The following is a 14132-nucleotide window of genomic DNA, read 5'->3' as shown; positions in this document are numbered from 1 at the left end:
TGCTATTCCGCCCTTCGATTCAATGTTGGTGCTCAGTTCGCCAATTCATCTGCCACTGAGGTGATTCCGAATTCGGCGAGTACCGCTTCGGTGTGCTCGCCGATCCCGGGCACGGGGCCCATCACCGGCTTGGCTCCGACGAATGTGGCCGGCGGAACGAGCGCCCGCAGCGAACCCACAGGGGACTCGTAGTCGAACCACCGCCCGCGCGCCTCGAGTTGCGGGTGCTCCGCCAGGTCGTGCATATCCCGCAGGAGCGCGTTTGCGATGCCCGCGGCCTCGAGCCGCTTCGCGACCGTTTCGGCGCTCCATGCCGAGAAGGCGCGCTCGATCTCCTCTTGCAACTCGCGACTGTGGCTCACCCGCAACGAGTTTCGAACGAACCGTGGGTCCTCCGCCACGGCGGGGGCGTCCAGGATCTCCGCGCAGAACGTCGCCCATTCCCGCTCGTTCTGAAGTCCGAGGAACACCTGATTTCCGTCTCCGCACCGGAACGGCCCATACGGCGCGATGGACGCGTGCCGCGCACCTGTCCGTCGCGGTGCCGTACCGCCGTACATGGCGTAATTCAGCGGATAGCCCATCCACTCCGATAGCGCCTCGAGCATCGAGATCTCGATGGTGGCGCCCTCACCTGTGCGGTCACGCTGGATCAGGGCGGTGAGAATGCCGGAGTACGCGAACATTCCGGAAGCGATGTCGGCGATGGATATCCCCACCTTCGACGGCTCGTCCGCGGTACCGGTAATGGAAACCAGGCCCGCCTCGCACTGCACGAGCAGGTCGTAGGCCTTCTTCGCCGAATACGGTCCGCCGGGACCATAGCCGGAGATCGAGACATGAATGAGTTCCGGCTTGACCCTTCGCAATTCGTCGCTGCCCAGCCCGAGCCGTTCCGCCGCGCCGGGCGCGAGGTTCTGGACGAAGACGTCCGCGTTGCGGACCAGGGATTGGATGCTGTCCCTGCCGTGCTCGGACTTCAGATCGAGGCAGACCGATTCCTTCGAGCGGTTGAGCCAGACGAAATGGCTGGCCATTCCGCGCACCGTCTCGTCGTATCCGCGGGCGAAGTCGCCGACGTCGGGACGCTCGACCTTGATCACCCGCGCGCCGAGATCCGCCAGCTGGCGGGTGGCGAACGGGGCGGCCACGGCCTGCTCGAGCGATACGACGGTGAGTCCGTCGAGGGGGTTCATAGGGATTCCTTCGTTCGATACGACAGCGGCCACACTCAATGCGCGATCAGGGAGGGTGTTTCCAGGGTTTTGGTGAAGTAGAGGCGTTCCGCGGCGAACTCTCGGTCGCGGGACATCTTCCGGAATACGTCCAGGTCACGATCGAGTTGGACCGGATCGGCGGAATGGAACAGCAGCAACTTATTGGCACTGGCACGTGGACTGGCGACATCGACGAACGCGTGACGGCGTTCGTCGGAATAGACATCGAGGATGCCGTCGCCGGCGCGGCCGGAGACGACCGCGCCCAGGGCTTCGTTCAACAGGTACGCGTCGAACAGGCCCATGGTCAGCCCGAGCCCGCCGGTGGGATTTGTCGCGTGCGCCGCGTCACCGGCGAGCAGCACCCTGCCCGACCGGTAAGCCGCCGCGCTGCGCTGATGCATCCGGTATGGCGAGATTGCCTCGAGTTCGGCTGCCGCGGCGGTTTTTTCACCGAACACGGTGGCGAGGAACCCGGGCAGGCGCTCGGCCGCCGATTCGGCGGGCAGGGCGTCGTCTTCCATATACGTGTACCGCCACATGCCGTGCGTACCGGAATCGTCGATCTTGGCGATAATCGCGCCGAAGACGTCGTCGACATAGAATGTCGACTGCGCCCAGCCCGAAAGCTCTTCGGCGAAGCGCACATTCGTGGCGACGAACCGCTCCGGCCAGGTCATCCCCTCGAAGCCGAGATCCAGCTCGCTCCGGATCCTGGAGCCCGCACCGTCCGCGCCGATGAGCCAGGACGCACGGAGTTCCTGTTCGCTGGTCCCTGATCGGACGGCGACGCGGACTCCGTTGTCGTCCTGGCTGATCGCGGTGACCTCGTGGTTCCAGAGCACCCGCGCGTTGTCGTAGGTTTCCAGGCGGCGCAGAATCAGGTGTGCCAGGGCGCCCTGCCCCAAGTGCAGGTTGTAGGGGCGTTCCACCTTTCCCTCGAGTGCCTGCAATCCGTACTCGATCACCTCGCCGGTCTTGTGCACCCGATAGGCGTAGTCCTGCTTCAGGAATCCTGCCCCCACGGCGTCGTCGAGGAGGTCCAAGCGGGCCAGGCCATCCAGCGCTGCCCAGTGATAGACGATGGCGCGCGGCGCGTCCGAGAGCGACGACGCTCGCTCGAGCACCGTGACGACAACACCCTGCTGTGCCAACCCCAGCGCGTTCAAGAGCCCAACGGGACCCGCGCCCACGACTATCACTTGCTGTTCTTCTCGCATCTGTCCTCCACTGTGAAGATCCCGAGTGCCCGACCGTTACGAGTCGGAGCGCCAGGAGAATTCAGCCGATGCGCGCTACGTCGTGATCCGGCACATCGGGAACGATTTGACGCAGTGCGGGATTGCCTCGCCGCATTGCCGCGCGAATTTTGACGAACTCGGATCGCCGCTCGAAGGCCAGGACACCGGTCACGACATCGCCGTTCCGGTACAGGAAGAGCGAGCCATCGGAGTCGCGGTCCTCCAGTAGCTCTTCGCTTCCCGTCAGATATCCAGCGAATTGAATGCGAATCCCGTGCTGGTCGGACCAGAAGTACGGCACGTTCGCACAGACCGTGCCCTCGAGTCCTCTGATATGGTTCACCGCGTTCATCGCGGCGATACGCCCTTGCTCCGCCGCATTGGTCCAGTGTTCGACCCGCATGACCACGTCGAACCGTGGATTCGGCCACCGGACAGCATCACCGGCAGCGAAAATGCCGTCTGCTGCCCGCAACTGGCTATCGCACAGAATTCCGTTGTCGAGCGTCAGCCCCGAATCCTCCAGCCACCGTGTGGCGGGACGGACCCCGGTCCCGACGAGAATGACATCCGCGCGAACCCGGGTGCCGTCGTCGAGAACCAATTCCCGGCCCTCCGCGATGTGGGCTACATCGGTAACCGCCCTGCCGAGGAACAGCTCGACACCGGCGTCTCGATGCAACGCCGCGTAGGTGTCGGCTACCGGAGCTCCGAACCTGCCGAGGGGCTTCGGGGCCATATCGACGAGAGAGACCGCACGGCCTTCCTTCACCAGCGTCGACGCGAATTCGCCACCGATGAATCCAGCACCCACGATCGCCACCGACTTCGAGGTATCGGCAACCGCCGCGCGCAAGGCGCGGGCATCGGCGAAACTACGCAGCGGATAGACCTCCGGCAACGCGGCGAATACGGGCGGTATCACCGGCCCGCATCCGGTCGCGATGACGAGTGCTCGATACCTCAATTCCGCCGTGGGAAGGCGGACCTGTCGGGCGGCGAGATCGACGCCCAGGGCAGGCGTTTCGAGCCTGAAGTCGACTCCGTGTAGATCTAGTTCGCGGACCGACCCGTAGATGAGATCGTCCAGTTCGAGCGGATCCCGCAATGCCACCTTGGACAGGGGCGGGCGTTCGTACGGCAGATGAGCCTCATCGCTCAGGACCGTCACGCTCAGCTCGGGAGCAAGCCGGACGACGGTTTCCGCCGCCCGCAACCCGGCGATGGAACCACCTACGATGACTACATCGGCTTCCGCTGTCATGCCCTCAGAGCTCCGCCAGCGTACTCACAGCGCACACGGCGCCGGCGGCACTGCGTGCCTCGGTCCCGCGCATCAACCCTTCGGGACCGGGGACGATGGTGAAGGTCTGCGGTTTCGTCATCGGCGAGACGAACCGGTATCCGAATGTCTTGCCACGCAGGTCGATTCCCTCACGCCGCATATGCTCACCCATCATCAGCGCGAGCAGCGGGCCGTGGATGACGAGGCCGTCGTAGCCTTCCTGCGAGGTCCACCCCAGGTCATAATGGATCCGGTGTCCGTTGTAGGTCAGTGCCGAGAAGCGGAACAGCGTCCGCTCATCCGCCGCGAGCCGCAGCGTCGGTCCGCTGGGCGGTGCGGGAGCAACGGGCGCGGCCGGCAGTGTGGCCGATCCGGCTGCGCGGTAGACAATGTCCTGTTCTTCGCGGATCACGAGCTCGTCGCCCTGGAAGACCTCCTGGAGCACGGTGGTCAGGGTCAATGGACCCGTACGGCCGACCTTCTCGAGCGAGCTTTTGATCGAGGTCACTTTTGTCGCGGGCTCGCCGATCAGCAAGTGCCCGAAGGTCGTCACGCGGCCACCGCCGAACATCCGGCGGCGGCCGGGCTCGGGCGGGGCGGGTATCCCGGTTACCGGGTGGCCGTCCGCGCCGAGATCACGCTGCGCCGGACGTTCCAGCAGATACATCCAGTGCCACAGTGGTGGTACCGGATCGCCTGCCGCACAATCCATTTCTATATCCAGGAGCGCGGCCAGCGACTCGGCCGGCTCGGCCGCGATCGTCTCGGTTCGCTCCATCGTCTGGGCAATCTGTTCAGTCGCCAAGGCAGTGGTCTCGTCTTTCTGCTCCGAGCACACACAGCAGGTCGGAAAGATCGGGGGCGTCTTCCAAGTTGTCGACTGCGTGCGCGAGTCTGCGGGGAAGGTCGGGATCGAGCGGTGCGAGGAGGGCGTGCGCTTTGGCCACGACCTCGTCGTGCGACAGCGGGTTTTGTGCCGAACCCTTTGCGGTCGTGGGGTTTCCGGCGTGCAGAGTCAGGGTCTCCCCGCTGCTGAACTCCACATCCAGTTGCGGGCCGTCCTCGAGTTCGATGTCGGTGTCGACGTGCATCGAGATCTTGGCGAAGGTCTCCGCCACCAGTGGATCGTCCGTGCGCGGCGGGTCGAAGCGGTCGAGGCCGACGCTGCCGTCGCACAGCGCCACGCTCACCGCATACGGCAGACTGAACTGCGCGTCGAACACCGTCTCGATCGGGTCGACCGACAGCATGTTCACCGCGGTTTCAGAAGCTCTGATCGCAATGCGGGCGATATCAGTGGGTTTCACGTCACGTTCGCGCATTATCGACAAGATGGTGTCAATGGTGGAGTGACTTCCCCGGCAACAGGCGTAGGGCTTGATATAGGCGGTCGCGACGTTGAAGTCCGCACCCAGGCCGACGAGCGCCTGTTCGGGAAAGCCCTGCCCGTTGTTGTACGTGGCGTACAAGCCACCCCACTCGGCTTCGAAAACTCTACGGGGACCGGTAATTCCGGCCTCCGCGAGGAGGGCCGCGTCCACACCCGTCTCCCCTGCCTTGCCCGGGTGGATACGTTTGGTCATTGCACCGTCGTCGATGAACGCCCACACGCCGCCGGTGAACGACCCCGCGATGCCGAGCGCGTCGGCGAAGCGTTCCGCATCCAGACCAAGGGATTTCGCCGCGGCCGCGGCCGCGGCCAGACTGCCCATGGTGCCGCTCGAGTGCCAGCCTCGGCCGGTATGAACGGCGAAGCCCCCGAGCGCCTGCAACGCCCGGTAGCCGACGTCGTATCCAGCGATCGTCGCCGCGATGAGAGTGCGCCCGTCACCGCCGTTCGCCTCCGTCACGGCCAGCGCTGCAGGCAGCACCGTGGACCCGGCATGGCCCGGACCGCCCCCGTCGTCGAAGTCCCGCGCATGGGCCGCCGTCCCGTTCGCGAGCGCGGCATGGGCCGGTGAAACCCGAAAGGGGGTGCCCCACAACAGGCTTCCGGACACGCCGCGCCCGCCGGTGAGTGCGGTCCGCACCTGCCGGGCCTCCTGTGTGTGGGCACCGGCCATCGCTACGGCGAGCGTATCGAGAATGTTCTTCTTGACTCCATCGACGACCTCGCCCGGGATATCGCCGAATCGAATTTTCGCCCAGTTCGAAGCCAGGCGCTCCGTCAAAGACTCGGCGTTCATCAACGCTCTCCCTGCCGCGGATTCAAGTTCACAGTGAGTGCCTTCACGAGCCAGCGGCCGCCGCTCTGGCCGATTTCGGTATCGTCTTCGACCACCACCGCATCGGGATGATGCATGGCCAAATACCTGACCACTTCTTCCATCTCCACTCTGGCCAAGCTCTGACCGAGGCAGCCGTGACTGCCGGTACTGAAGGTCAACGGCGCATTGGATTCTCGGTCGAGACGAAATTCGGTGGGATGATCGAATCGCCGCCCATCACGGTTCGCGGACCACACCGCCACGTGCACATCGGAGCCCTCCGGGATGATGGTTCCGTTCACTTCGATGTCCTCGGTCGCCACCTTGCTCACAATTCCGGGCCGCGGATACAACCTGATGGCCTCGACCACGGCCGCCGGAATCAACTCGGGATCGTCCACGAGTCGCCGCCAGGTCGCTCGATCGCGCAGCAGTGTCCACACGACCAGACCGGTCTGGTGCGAGGTATTGACCGAACTCGCCTCGAGCATGGCGGCGGCCTCGTTGAGCAGTTCGTCCTCCGACAGCTTGCCCTCTTCTTGCTGGCCGATCAGGTAGGACAGCATGTCGTCGCCGAGTCCCTGCTCCCGCTTTCGTGCGATGAGAGCACGCAGGTAGGCGAAGAGCTCGGCATAGGCGTTCACGATCACGGGAGTGAGAGCGCGGTCGCGTTGCAGCAGTGAGAGCGTGCGTTCCGACAGACTCGCGACCAACGGCTCGTCCGTCGCGGGCGCCCCGGCGAGATAGCAGTAGATCCGTGCGGGAATGCGCTGGTCGATCCCTGTGTGGAAATCGACGGTAGCGCTTGTTTCGAGATCGGTGACAATGTCCTCGACGATCTCACGGACCACTCCGCGGATTTCGTGCACGGTGTTCGGTCCCATGAACCGCGCCATGGGAGCGCGCAGTCGGAAATGACGCGCGCCCTCCGCCATGATGACGCTTTCGGCACGGAATTCGTGTGCCAGTCCGTCGGTGATACCGAACTTCTCCATCAATTCGAGCGCAGCGTTCTTGAAACGCGTATTGCGCAGCACCGTGGTCGCGAGATCGTAGGTCAGCACCGTGTAACCGGAGGGGCCGAGCGCCAGTGGTCCGTCCGGAAGGGCTCCGCCCTCGTGCGCTTGGTCTATCGGGGCGAACGGATCGAAGCGGGGCAGCAGCGTCTCCCTCATCGAGAGATCGCCCCCATCGGGCAGCACAGCACGACCTCGTCGAACTCTTCCTGCCGATCGTCGGAGATCCGCGTCTGCAATTGTTCGAGTAAGCCGTTCGGGCCGATTTGGAATACGTCGGGCATCAGCGCGGCACAGGTGCCATTGGCATCGCAGCGGCCGAAATCTACTGTGACATCGATCATCTCGCTGTCCTTCCTCTGAGATACGAAGCAATACCGAATAATTCGGTTAGCGCCCCGGAGAGTTGTCCGAGCCGTCGCTCAGGTCAACGAACTGTCCGCGCAGGAAGATCAGTGGCGGCTCGCTGGCACGCAGCTCCAGCGACTCGACCCGGCCGACCACCTGGTAGTGGTCACCGATCAGGTCCACCTTGAACCGCGAGCACTCGAGGGCGACGATCGCCTCGTCGAGCAGCGGCACGCCGCTGGCCGACGCGCTCCAGCCCACCTCGTCGAAACGCTCCGCGCTCGGCCGCGCGAACGCCCGGCACACCGCGCTCTGGTTGTGCCCGAGAATGTTCACGCCGAAGCGGCTCGCACGGTACAGATGCGGCCACGTTCTAGAGGAGCTGCCGATGAAGAAGGCGACCAGCGGCGGATCCAGTGAGACAGAGGTGAACGAGCCGATCGTCATGCCGACCGGCCCGGACCTGCCCGCCGCGGTAACCACGGCCACGCTGGTCGGAACATGACCGAGCACACGCCGGTAGTCGGCGGGATCGCCGGCTGGAGCATCGGCTTCTACGGTGGTGGTGTCCATGACCCGTCCCTACAGAACCGTTGTGGTCTCTTCATTGCCCAGCAGCACCCGGCCGTACGCTTCCCGGCCGATGTCGGTGCTCACATAGGCATGCCGCGCCGCGATGGAGGAGTCCCGCCAAATCCGACTCAGCACATTGGCCTCGGCGAAGGAACCCGAACCGTTTGCACTCATCAGCAGGTCGATCGCTTGCGTGCACAATTCGGCGACCACACCCGTGTCGTTTCGAATCCGCGCACGATTTTCCAAATCCATTCGCCGGGCCTCGGCCGCAGCCTGGTCGATGTCGAGGCAAATCCTGTCCAGCAGCATTTCCGCCATGTGCAGATTGGTGGCTGCTTTTGCGACAGCGAGATGATGAGTGGCCGACTGCCGAGCCTGGGAGAAACTCGTGTAGGCGACCGGCTTTGCCGGCAACTTCTCTCGAGTAATCTCCAGCGCGTGCCGGACCATCCCGACCTGTGGGGCGACGAGAATAGCAGAGGCAACCGATGTGAAGCCGATCGATGCCATATGTTCATCCTTGTATGGAGTGAGATACCGCCCTTCCGCCATTTCCTGGAAACGCTGTATACGATGTTTAGGCACGAAATGGTCTTCGACAACAATTGTGTCGCTGCCCGAGCCCCGCATTCCGGTCACGAACCAGGTGGGTTCGATCGAGAACGCCTCCCCGGGAATCAATGCCAGTGCCACCTCGCCGTCCTCCAGCGCGATTCCCACCGTTGCCCAGTCTGCCGCGAAGGATCCGGAGGCGTACGGCCAGCGGCCGCTGATCCGATACCCACCCTCGACCGGCTCGGCCTTACCCGGGGAAAAAATGCCGCATGACGTCGCTTTCGGATTAGATCCGAACATGTCCTGCTGCGCGGCTTCGGAAAACGTCGCGGTGAATCCGTTGGCCGAGGAAGTCAAGGCCGTGATCCACCCGGTCGAGCCGTCACCGCGGGCAACCTCCGCCACCGCGTCGACGGTCGTGCGCATCGTCGCACCGGAGCCGCCGAGCCGTGTGGGCACGAGCAGGTGGAACAGCCCGGCCTCGCCCAGCGCCTTCACTACCTCCGGGGCCACTCGGCGAGCCTCGGAGCCCTGCGCGGCGTATTCGCGGATCAACGGGATCAGGCCGGTTGCGCGGCCCACCAACTCCGCATCCGGAGTGCCGATGTCAGACCTGACGGCGGTCAGCGACGACTGGGTCATGGTGCCTCTTTCCTAGTGGTCATATGAGAAGACTGCCGTGATCGGCATCACCGAGCAGCCATTTCAGAATGCGGAATCGTAAGGAGGAAGGACAAGGCCAGGAACTTCGTGCACACGATGCACGCGGTGCATAGTCGCATTCCGGCAAACGATTTCCGCCTGAGCAACCACAAGCTTCGCCGTATTATCCGGATATGCAGCTGCGCGAACTCGAATGGTTCATCTCTTTGACAGAGACGGGAAATATGACCTCCACAGCAGAACAGCTCAACATCAGCCAGCCAACACTCTCACGAGCTTTGGCCCGAATAGAGCGCAGGCTCGGCGTAGAACTTTTCGACCGTCACCAGAATCGGCTGCGACTCAATAAATACGGCGAGGTATTTCGAGCGCACGCCGTCCGCGCGGTCGATGAGATCAACCAGGGCGAGGAGCGGATCGCGACCCTTGTCGATCCGGACCGTGGAGTCGTCTCAATCGGCTTTCTGCATTCCTTCGGCGGATGGTTGATACCGCGGCTCTTGGATGGCTATCGAGTCTTCGCCCCACGCACCTCCTTCGAACTCTGCGGCGGCGCGGCCGATGCCATAGTCGATGATGTGCGCCACGGGCGAATCGACATCGGATTCGTCGCTCCCCGCCCCAACGCCGACGATCTGCGTTGGCTGTCACTCGGTCGAGAGGAGCTGGGCCTCGGTGTCCCACCGGGCCACCCATTAGAAGGCCGTGCAGATATCGCGGTGGCGGACCTGGTCGACGAGCCCATGGTGGCCCTGGAGGTCGGGTATGGCCTCCGGCAGGTGACCGATCGGCTGTGCCGCGAAGCGGGATTCACCCCTCGGATCGTGATCGAGGTGACCGAGCTGTCCACGCTCCGAGCACTCGTCACGGCTGGAATGGGTGTCGCGGTCATCCCGACAGCGTGGCCGGGGCACACGCTCGCGACTCCCACCATCCCATTTCGCGATCGCTCGATCAGCCGGCAATACGGAGCGGTGACCCGCGCACATGGGCCGAGCGGGCAAGCCGCTCAGCGGTTCCTGGAGTTCGTGGCTGAGCAATCCAGATCTCAGCCGGACACGAGCCGCTGAATCACCGCTACCGCGCGGACGAGGTGGGGTTCGGTGCGGTCGGCGCGATGGGCGACCGCGAGTTCCACTGTGGTGGCGGGACCGGTCAGCGGCCGGTAGGTGACGCCGTCGAGGGTTAGCGCCGTGACGGCCTCGGGGACTATCGCGGCGCCGAGTCCACCGGCGACCAGGGTGATGAGGGTCGAGGTCTCGCCGACCTCGTGCCGGATGCGCGGTTCGATTCCGGCGTCGCGAAACAGGCGCAGGACCACGTCGAACATCACCGAGCGGCGGTCGGCGGCATGGATGATCAGGTCGACATCACGGAGGTCGGTCGGCCGCACCCGCCGGCGACGCGCGAGCGCGTGACCCGCGGGAAGAGCGGCCACCAGGCGGTCCCGCCGCAATGGAGTGACGGTGAGCGAGGAGTCCGCGACCGGCGGGCGCAGCAGCGCCACATCGATATCGCCGGTGCGCAGGGCTTCGACCTGGTCGGGAACCAGCATTTCGCCGCGGAAGGAGAAGTCCACGCCGGGTAGTTCGGTGGACAGTCCGCGCGACAGCGTCGGGAGCAGGCTGTAGGTCACCGAGCCCACACAGCCGATGGCAAGGTGCCCGATCGCGCCCGCCGCCACCCGCCGGGCGTGGTGCGCCGCGGCATCGACATCGGCGAGGATGGCGCGGGCATCGGCCAGGTAAGTGGCCCCGGCCTCGGTCAGTTCGACCCGCCGGGTCGTGCGGTGCAGCAATTCGACGCCCACGTCCGCCTCCAGCTGTCGAATCTGCTGCGAGAGCGGTGGCTGGGCAATGTGCAATCGTTCGGCCGCCCGTCCGAAGTGTCGTTCCTCGGCGACGGCGACGAAGTAGCGCAGATGCCGGAGTTCCATCGCGAGTCCTATATCTATGAGGTCTCAATTAGGGAGGATATAGATATTTCACCTTAACAACCGGAGCATCTAGCGTCATCACCATGAGCGCTTTCCTGTATGCCGCGGTACGAACTCCGTTCGGCCGCTTCAATGGCGCACTAGCGGAGGTCCGGCCCGATGACCTCGCCGCCGGTGTCATCTCCGCGGTGCTCGCCGAGACACCCGGCCTCGACCCGGCCGCGATCGATGAGGTGGTCTACGGCAATGCCAATGGCGCGGGCGAGGAGAACCGCAATGTCGGCCGGATGGCCGCGCTGCTGGCGGGACTGCCCACCTCGGTGCCCGGCACCACCGTCAACCGCCTGTGCGGTTCCAGCCTGGACGCGGCCATGATCGGCTCCCGGCAGATCGAGACCGGCGACGCGGACATCGTGCTCACCGGTGGCGTCGAGTCGATGACGCGGGCCCCGTGGGTGGTCCCGAAACCCGGCCGTGCGTATCCCGCCGGAGACGCTGCGCTCGTTTCCACCACGCTCGGCTGGCGGCTGGTCAATCCACGCATGCCCGCGGAGTGGACGGTCAGCCTCGGCGCGGCCACTGAACAGCTCGCCGAGAAGTTCGACATCGACCGAAAACGCCAGGACGAGTTCGCGGTTCGCTCGCACCGGCTCGCGGCCGCCGCCTGGGACGAGGGCTTCTACGACACTCTGGTCGCACCCGTTGCCGGGCTGACCCGGGACGAGGGCATCCGACCCGATACGTCGGTGGACGCGCTGGCCCGGCTGCGGCCGAGCTTCGGCGCGGACGGCTCCATTACCGCGGGCAACGCGTCACCGCTCAGCGATGGCGCGTCGGCCGTTCTCCTGGGGAGCGCGGCCGCGGCGGACCGGATCGGTCGGGATCCGCTGGCACGCATCGCGGGCCGCGGGGTGTTCGCGCTCGATCCGCAGATCTTCGGATACGCACCCGTCGAGGCCGCCAACCAGGCGCTGCGGCGAGCGGGCATCACCTGGGACCAGGTGGGCGCGGTCGAACTCAACGAGGCTTTCGCGGTGCAGTCCCTCGCCTGCGTCGACGCCTGGGGTATCGATCCCGAGATCGTGAACATCCGGGGCGGGGCGATCGCCCTCGGTCATCCGCTCGGCGCGAGCGGCGGCCGCCTGCTCGGCACCCTGGCCGCGGTACTGCGCGAACGCGAACAACGCTGGGGCGTCGCCGCCCTCTGCATCGGCGTCGGCCAAGGGCTGGCCGTCGTACTGGAGAACACGGAGACCAAGAAATGAGCCGGACCCAGGTACTGGAAACCGTCGACGAGGCGGTCGCCGGAATCGAAGACGGCGCAACGGTTCTCGTCGGCGGATTCGGTTTCGCCGGAATGCCGTTCGACCTCATCGACGGGCTCATCCGCCAGGGCGCGAAGGACCTGACGATCGTCTCGAACAACGCTGGCAACGGCGAGGTCGGGCTGGCCGCCCTGTTGCAGGCAGGCCGGGTCCGGAAAGTGATCTGCTCCTTCCCACGACAGACCGACTCCTACGTCTTCGACACGCTGTATCGCGCGGGCGAGGTCGAACTCAAGGTCGTCCCGCAGGGCAATCTCGCCGAACGCATGCGCGCCGCGGGCGCCGGAATCGGTGGCTTCTTCTGCCCGACCGGGGTCGGCACGCCGCTGGCCGAAGGCAAGGAGACCCGCGAAATCGACGGGCGCACATACACTCTCGAATACCCGATCAAGGGTGACGTCGCACTGATCAGCGCCCACCGCGCCGACACCCTGGGCAACCTCGTCTACCACAAGACCGCCCGCAATTTCGGCCCCGTCATGGCCACCGCCGCCACCACGACCATCGTCCAGGTCGGCGGGATCGTGCCGGTCGGCACCCTCGATCCCGAGGTGATCGTCACCCCGGGAATCTACGTCGACCGGGTAGTCCGGGCCGACGCCCGCCAGTACACGGTTCAAGGAGCGCGCTGATGCCACTCCCCCCCGACGAACTCGCCGCCGTCATCGCCCGTGATATCCCCGCCGGGGCCTACGTCAATCTCGGCATCGGCCAACCGACCAAGATCGCCGACCACCTCTCCCCCAAATCCGACATCGTGCTGCACACCGAGAACGGCATGCTCGGCATGGGTCCCGCGGCCAGCAGCGACGAAGTCGACCCCGACCTCACCAACGCGGGCAAGGTCCCGGTCACCGAACTGCCCGGGGCGGCGTATTTCCATCACGCCGACTCGTTCGCCATGATGCGCGGCGGTCACTTGGACGTCTGTGTCCTTGGGGCCCTTCAGGTCTCGACGACGGGCGACCTGGCGAACTGGCACACCGGCGCACCCGATGCCATTCCCGCCGTCGGCGGGGCCATGGATCTCGCGATCGGCGCCGAACGGGTCTTCGTGATGATGACACTCCGCGACAAGCAAGGACGCTCCAAGCTCGTCACGGAGTGCACTTATCCACTGACCGGCGTCGCCTGTGTCAGTCGGGTGTACACCGACGTCGCGGTCTTCGACGTCGGGCCCGCGGGCGCAACGGTTCGGGAGACCTTCGGGATTTCGATCGACGACCTGCGCCAAATGGTCGGCGTACCGCTGATCGTCTCCGAGTCGCTGCCCGCGAACGCCTGAACGTCGGCCGGGACGGTCACAGTGACGGCGTTATGCGTCCGGTCACGGCGCCGAATCCGATGCGTGTCCCCGACGGTCCCGGGGCGCTCGCAGAAATCGCCACGGTGTCACCATCTTCGAGGAAGGTGCGGGTCTGGTCGCCGAGGGTGACGGGTTCCTTTCCGCCCCAGGTCAATTCGATGAAAGCTCCGCGCTGGTTCTGGTCCGGACCGGAAATCGTACCGGAGGCGAACATATCGCCGGTTCGGGCCGACGCGCCATTGACCGTGCAGTGCGCGAGCATCTGCGCCGGGGACCAGTACATCGTCCGGTACGGCGGGCGCGACACTTCGTGGCCGTTCCATTCGACAGTCAGCTCGATATCGAGGGCCCAGGAGCGAGATTCGCGCAGATAAGGAAGTGGTTCGGGCACTTGTTCCGGCGTAGCGATCCGGGCCTGGTACTCTGCGGCCTAGTTCAGCAGTCCGCAACGCCCTGA

General features: G+C 65.3%; 14 protein-coding genes and 1 pseudogene. 4 read left to right on the top strand and 11 right to left on the bottom strand.

All coding sequences use genetic code 11. The features are described 5' to 3' along the window. Positions 1-32: 32 nt before the first annotated feature. From OIE68_RS04795 to OIE68_RS04755, 9 genes are all read right to left on the bottom strand, one after another. Positions 33-1196, bottom strand: coding sequence for a CaiB/BaiF CoA-transferase family protein (locus OIE68_RS04795; protein ID WP_327098176.1), 1164 nt, complete (start codon positions 1194-1196; stop codon positions 33-35). A gap of 35 nt (positions 1197-1231) precedes the next feature. After that, a complete protein-coding gene (locus tag OIE68_RS04790) occupies positions 1232-2437 on the bottom strand; it encodes an FAD-dependent monooxygenase (RefSeq protein ID WP_327098175.1) in 1206 nt (401 codons plus the stop codon). 61 nt (positions 2438-2498) lie between these two features. Then, the gene (locus OIE68_RS04785; protein WP_327098174.1) at positions 2499-3722 is read right to left on the bottom strand and encodes an FAD/NAD(P)-binding oxidoreductase; all 1224 of its coding nucleotides are present in this window, start codon (positions 3720-3722) and stop codon (positions 2499-2501) included. 4 nt (positions 3723-3726) lie between these two features. Continuing rightward, complete coding sequence (locus OIE68_RS04780) at positions 3727-4521, bottom strand: mesaconyl-C4 CoA hydratase (protein ID WP_327098173.1); 795 nt, start codon at positions 4519-4521, stop codon at positions 3727-3729. 16 nt (positions 4522-4537) lie between these two features. Continuing rightward, positions 4538-5929, bottom strand: a complete 1392-nt coding sequence (locus OIE68_RS04775) for an MmgE/PrpD family protein (protein WP_327098172.1) — start codon at positions 5927-5929, stop codon at positions 4538-4540. Beyond that, positions 5929-7125: a cytochrome P450 gene (locus OIE68_RS04770; protein ID WP_327098171.1), complete on the bottom strand. Its 1197-nt coding sequence runs from the start codon at positions 7123-7125 to the stop codon at positions 5929-5931. Before OIE68_RS04770 ends, OIE68_RS04775 begins: the two co-directional genes overlap by 1 nt. After that, positions 7122-7310 carry a ferredoxin gene (locus OIE68_RS04765; RefSeq protein WP_327098170.1) on the bottom strand — a complete coding sequence of 63 codons (189 nt, stop codon included), beginning with the start codon at positions 7308-7310 and terminating at the stop codon, positions 7122-7124. Before OIE68_RS04765 ends, OIE68_RS04770 begins: the two co-directional genes overlap by 4 nt. Positions 7311-7356: 46 nt before the next feature. Beyond that, positions 7357-7887, bottom strand: a complete 531-nt coding sequence (locus tag OIE68_RS04760) for a flavin reductase family protein (protein WP_327098169.1) — start codon at positions 7885-7887, stop codon at positions 7357-7359. 9 nt (positions 7888-7896) lie between these two features. Next, positions 7897-9087 carry an acyl-CoA dehydrogenase family protein gene (locus OIE68_RS04755; RefSeq protein ID WP_327098168.1) on the bottom strand — a complete coding sequence of 397 codons (1191 nt, stop codon included), beginning with the start codon at positions 9085-9087 and terminating at the stop codon, positions 7897-7899. 194 nt (positions 9088-9281) lie between these two features. On the opposite strand from OIE68_RS04755, the gene OIE68_RS04750 reads away from it, so the two are divergent. Then, complete coding sequence (locus tag OIE68_RS04750; protein WP_327098167.1) at positions 9282-10178, top strand: LysR family transcriptional regulator; 897 nt, start codon at positions 9282-9284, stop codon at positions 10176-10178. Here the strand turns inward: OIE68_RS04750 and OIE68_RS04745 are convergent. Further along, positions 10157-11044, bottom strand: coding sequence for a LysR substrate-binding domain-containing protein (locus OIE68_RS04745; protein ID WP_327098166.1), 888 nt, complete (start codon positions 11042-11044; stop codon positions 10157-10159). The two genes, OIE68_RS04750 and OIE68_RS04745, sit on opposite strands and share 22 nt — an antisense overlap. Positions 11045-11127: 83 nt before the next feature. Between OIE68_RS04745 and OIE68_RS04740 the strand changes: the two genes are divergently transcribed. The 3 genes from OIE68_RS04740 to OIE68_RS04730 are packed head-to-tail and all read left to right on the top strand — an operon-like array spanning position 11128 to position 13654. Next, positions 11128-12309 carry a thiolase family protein gene (locus tag OIE68_RS04740; protein ID WP_327098165.1) on the top strand — a complete coding sequence of 394 codons (1182 nt, stop codon included), beginning with the start codon at positions 11128-11130 and terminating at the stop codon, positions 12307-12309. Continuing rightward, on the top strand, positions 12306-13001 hold the full coding sequence (locus tag OIE68_RS04735) for a 3-oxoacid CoA-transferase subunit A (protein WP_327098164.1): 696 nt from the start codon (positions 12306-12308) through the stop codon (positions 12999-13001). Before OIE68_RS04740 ends, OIE68_RS04735 begins: the two co-directional genes overlap by 4 nt. Beyond that, positions 13001-13654: a 3-oxoacid CoA-transferase subunit B gene (locus OIE68_RS04730; RefSeq protein ID WP_327098163.1), complete on the top strand. Its 654-nt coding sequence runs from the start codon at positions 13001-13003 to the stop codon at positions 13652-13654. The genes OIE68_RS04735 and OIE68_RS04730 overlap by 1 nt, the downstream gene beginning before the upstream one ends. Positions 13655-13670: 16 nt before the next feature. Here the strand turns inward: OIE68_RS04730 and OIE68_RS04725 are convergent. Continuing rightward, a pseudogene (locus OIE68_RS04725) lies at positions 13671-14090 on the bottom strand (fumarylacetoacetate hydrolase family protein); the annotation flags it as partial. Positions 14091-14132: the final 42 nt, after the last annotated feature.

Origin of the sequence: Nocardia vinacea, from assembly GCF_035920345.1 — a bacterium.
GTDB classification, from domain to species: domain Bacteria; phylum Actinomycetota; class Actinomycetes; order Mycobacteriales; family Mycobacteriaceae; genus Nocardia; species Nocardia vinacea_A.
The sequence above is the reverse complement of the archived record's forward strand: the minus strand, read 5'-3'. Positions and strand labels throughout refer to the sequence as shown.

Coding starts and splice junctions, on each gene's coding strand:
- OIE68_RS04795 (WP_327098176.1), bottom strand. CDS start 1,196: ATGAACCCCCTCGACGGACTCACCGTCGTATCGCTCGAGCAGGCCGTG.
- OIE68_RS04790 (WP_327098175.1), bottom strand. CDS start 2,437: ATGCGAGAAGAACAGCAAGTGATAGTCGTGGGCGCGGGTCCCGTTGGG.
- OIE68_RS04785 (WP_327098174.1), bottom strand. CDS start 3,722: ATGACAGCGGAAGCCGATGTAGTCATCGTAGGTGGTTCCATCGCCGGG.
- OIE68_RS04780 (WP_327098173.1), bottom strand. CDS start 4,521: ATGGAGCGAACCGAGACGATCGCGGCCGAGCCGGCCGAGTCGCTGGCC.
- OIE68_RS04775 (WP_327098172.1), bottom strand. CDS start 5,929: ATGAACGCCGAGTCTTTGACGGAGCGCCTGGCTTCGAACTGGGCGAAA.
- OIE68_RS04770 (WP_327098171.1), bottom strand. CDS start 7,125: ATGAGGGAGACGCTGCTGCCCCGCTTCGATCCGTTCGCCCCGATAGAC.
- OIE68_RS04765 (WP_327098170.1), bottom strand. CDS start 7,310: ATGATCGATGTCACAGTAGATTTCGGCCGCTGCGATGCCAATGGCACC.
- OIE68_RS04760 (WP_327098169.1), bottom strand. CDS start 7,887: ATGGACACCACCACCGTAGAAGCCGATGCTCCAGCCGGCGATCCCGCC.
- OIE68_RS04755 (WP_327098168.1), bottom strand. CDS start 9,087: ATGACCCAGTCGTCGCTGACCGCCGTCAGGTCTGACATCGGCACTCCG.
- OIE68_RS04750 (WP_327098167.1), top strand. CDS start 9,282: ATGCAGCTGCGCGAACTCGAATGGTTCATCTCTTTGACAGAGACGGGA.
- OIE68_RS04745 (WP_327098166.1), bottom strand. CDS start 11,044: ATGGAACTCCGGCATCTGCGCTACTTCGTCGCCGTCGCCGAGGAACGA.
- OIE68_RS04740 (WP_327098165.1), top strand. CDS start 11,128: ATGAGCGCTTTCCTGTATGCCGCGGTACGAACTCCGTTCGGCCGCTTC.
- OIE68_RS04735 (WP_327098164.1), top strand. CDS start 12,306: ATGAGCCGGACCCAGGTACTGGAAACCGTCGACGAGGCGGTCGCCGGA.
- OIE68_RS04730 (WP_327098163.1), top strand. CDS start 13,001: ATGCCACTCCCCCCCGACGAACTCGCCGCCGTCATCGCCCGTGATATC.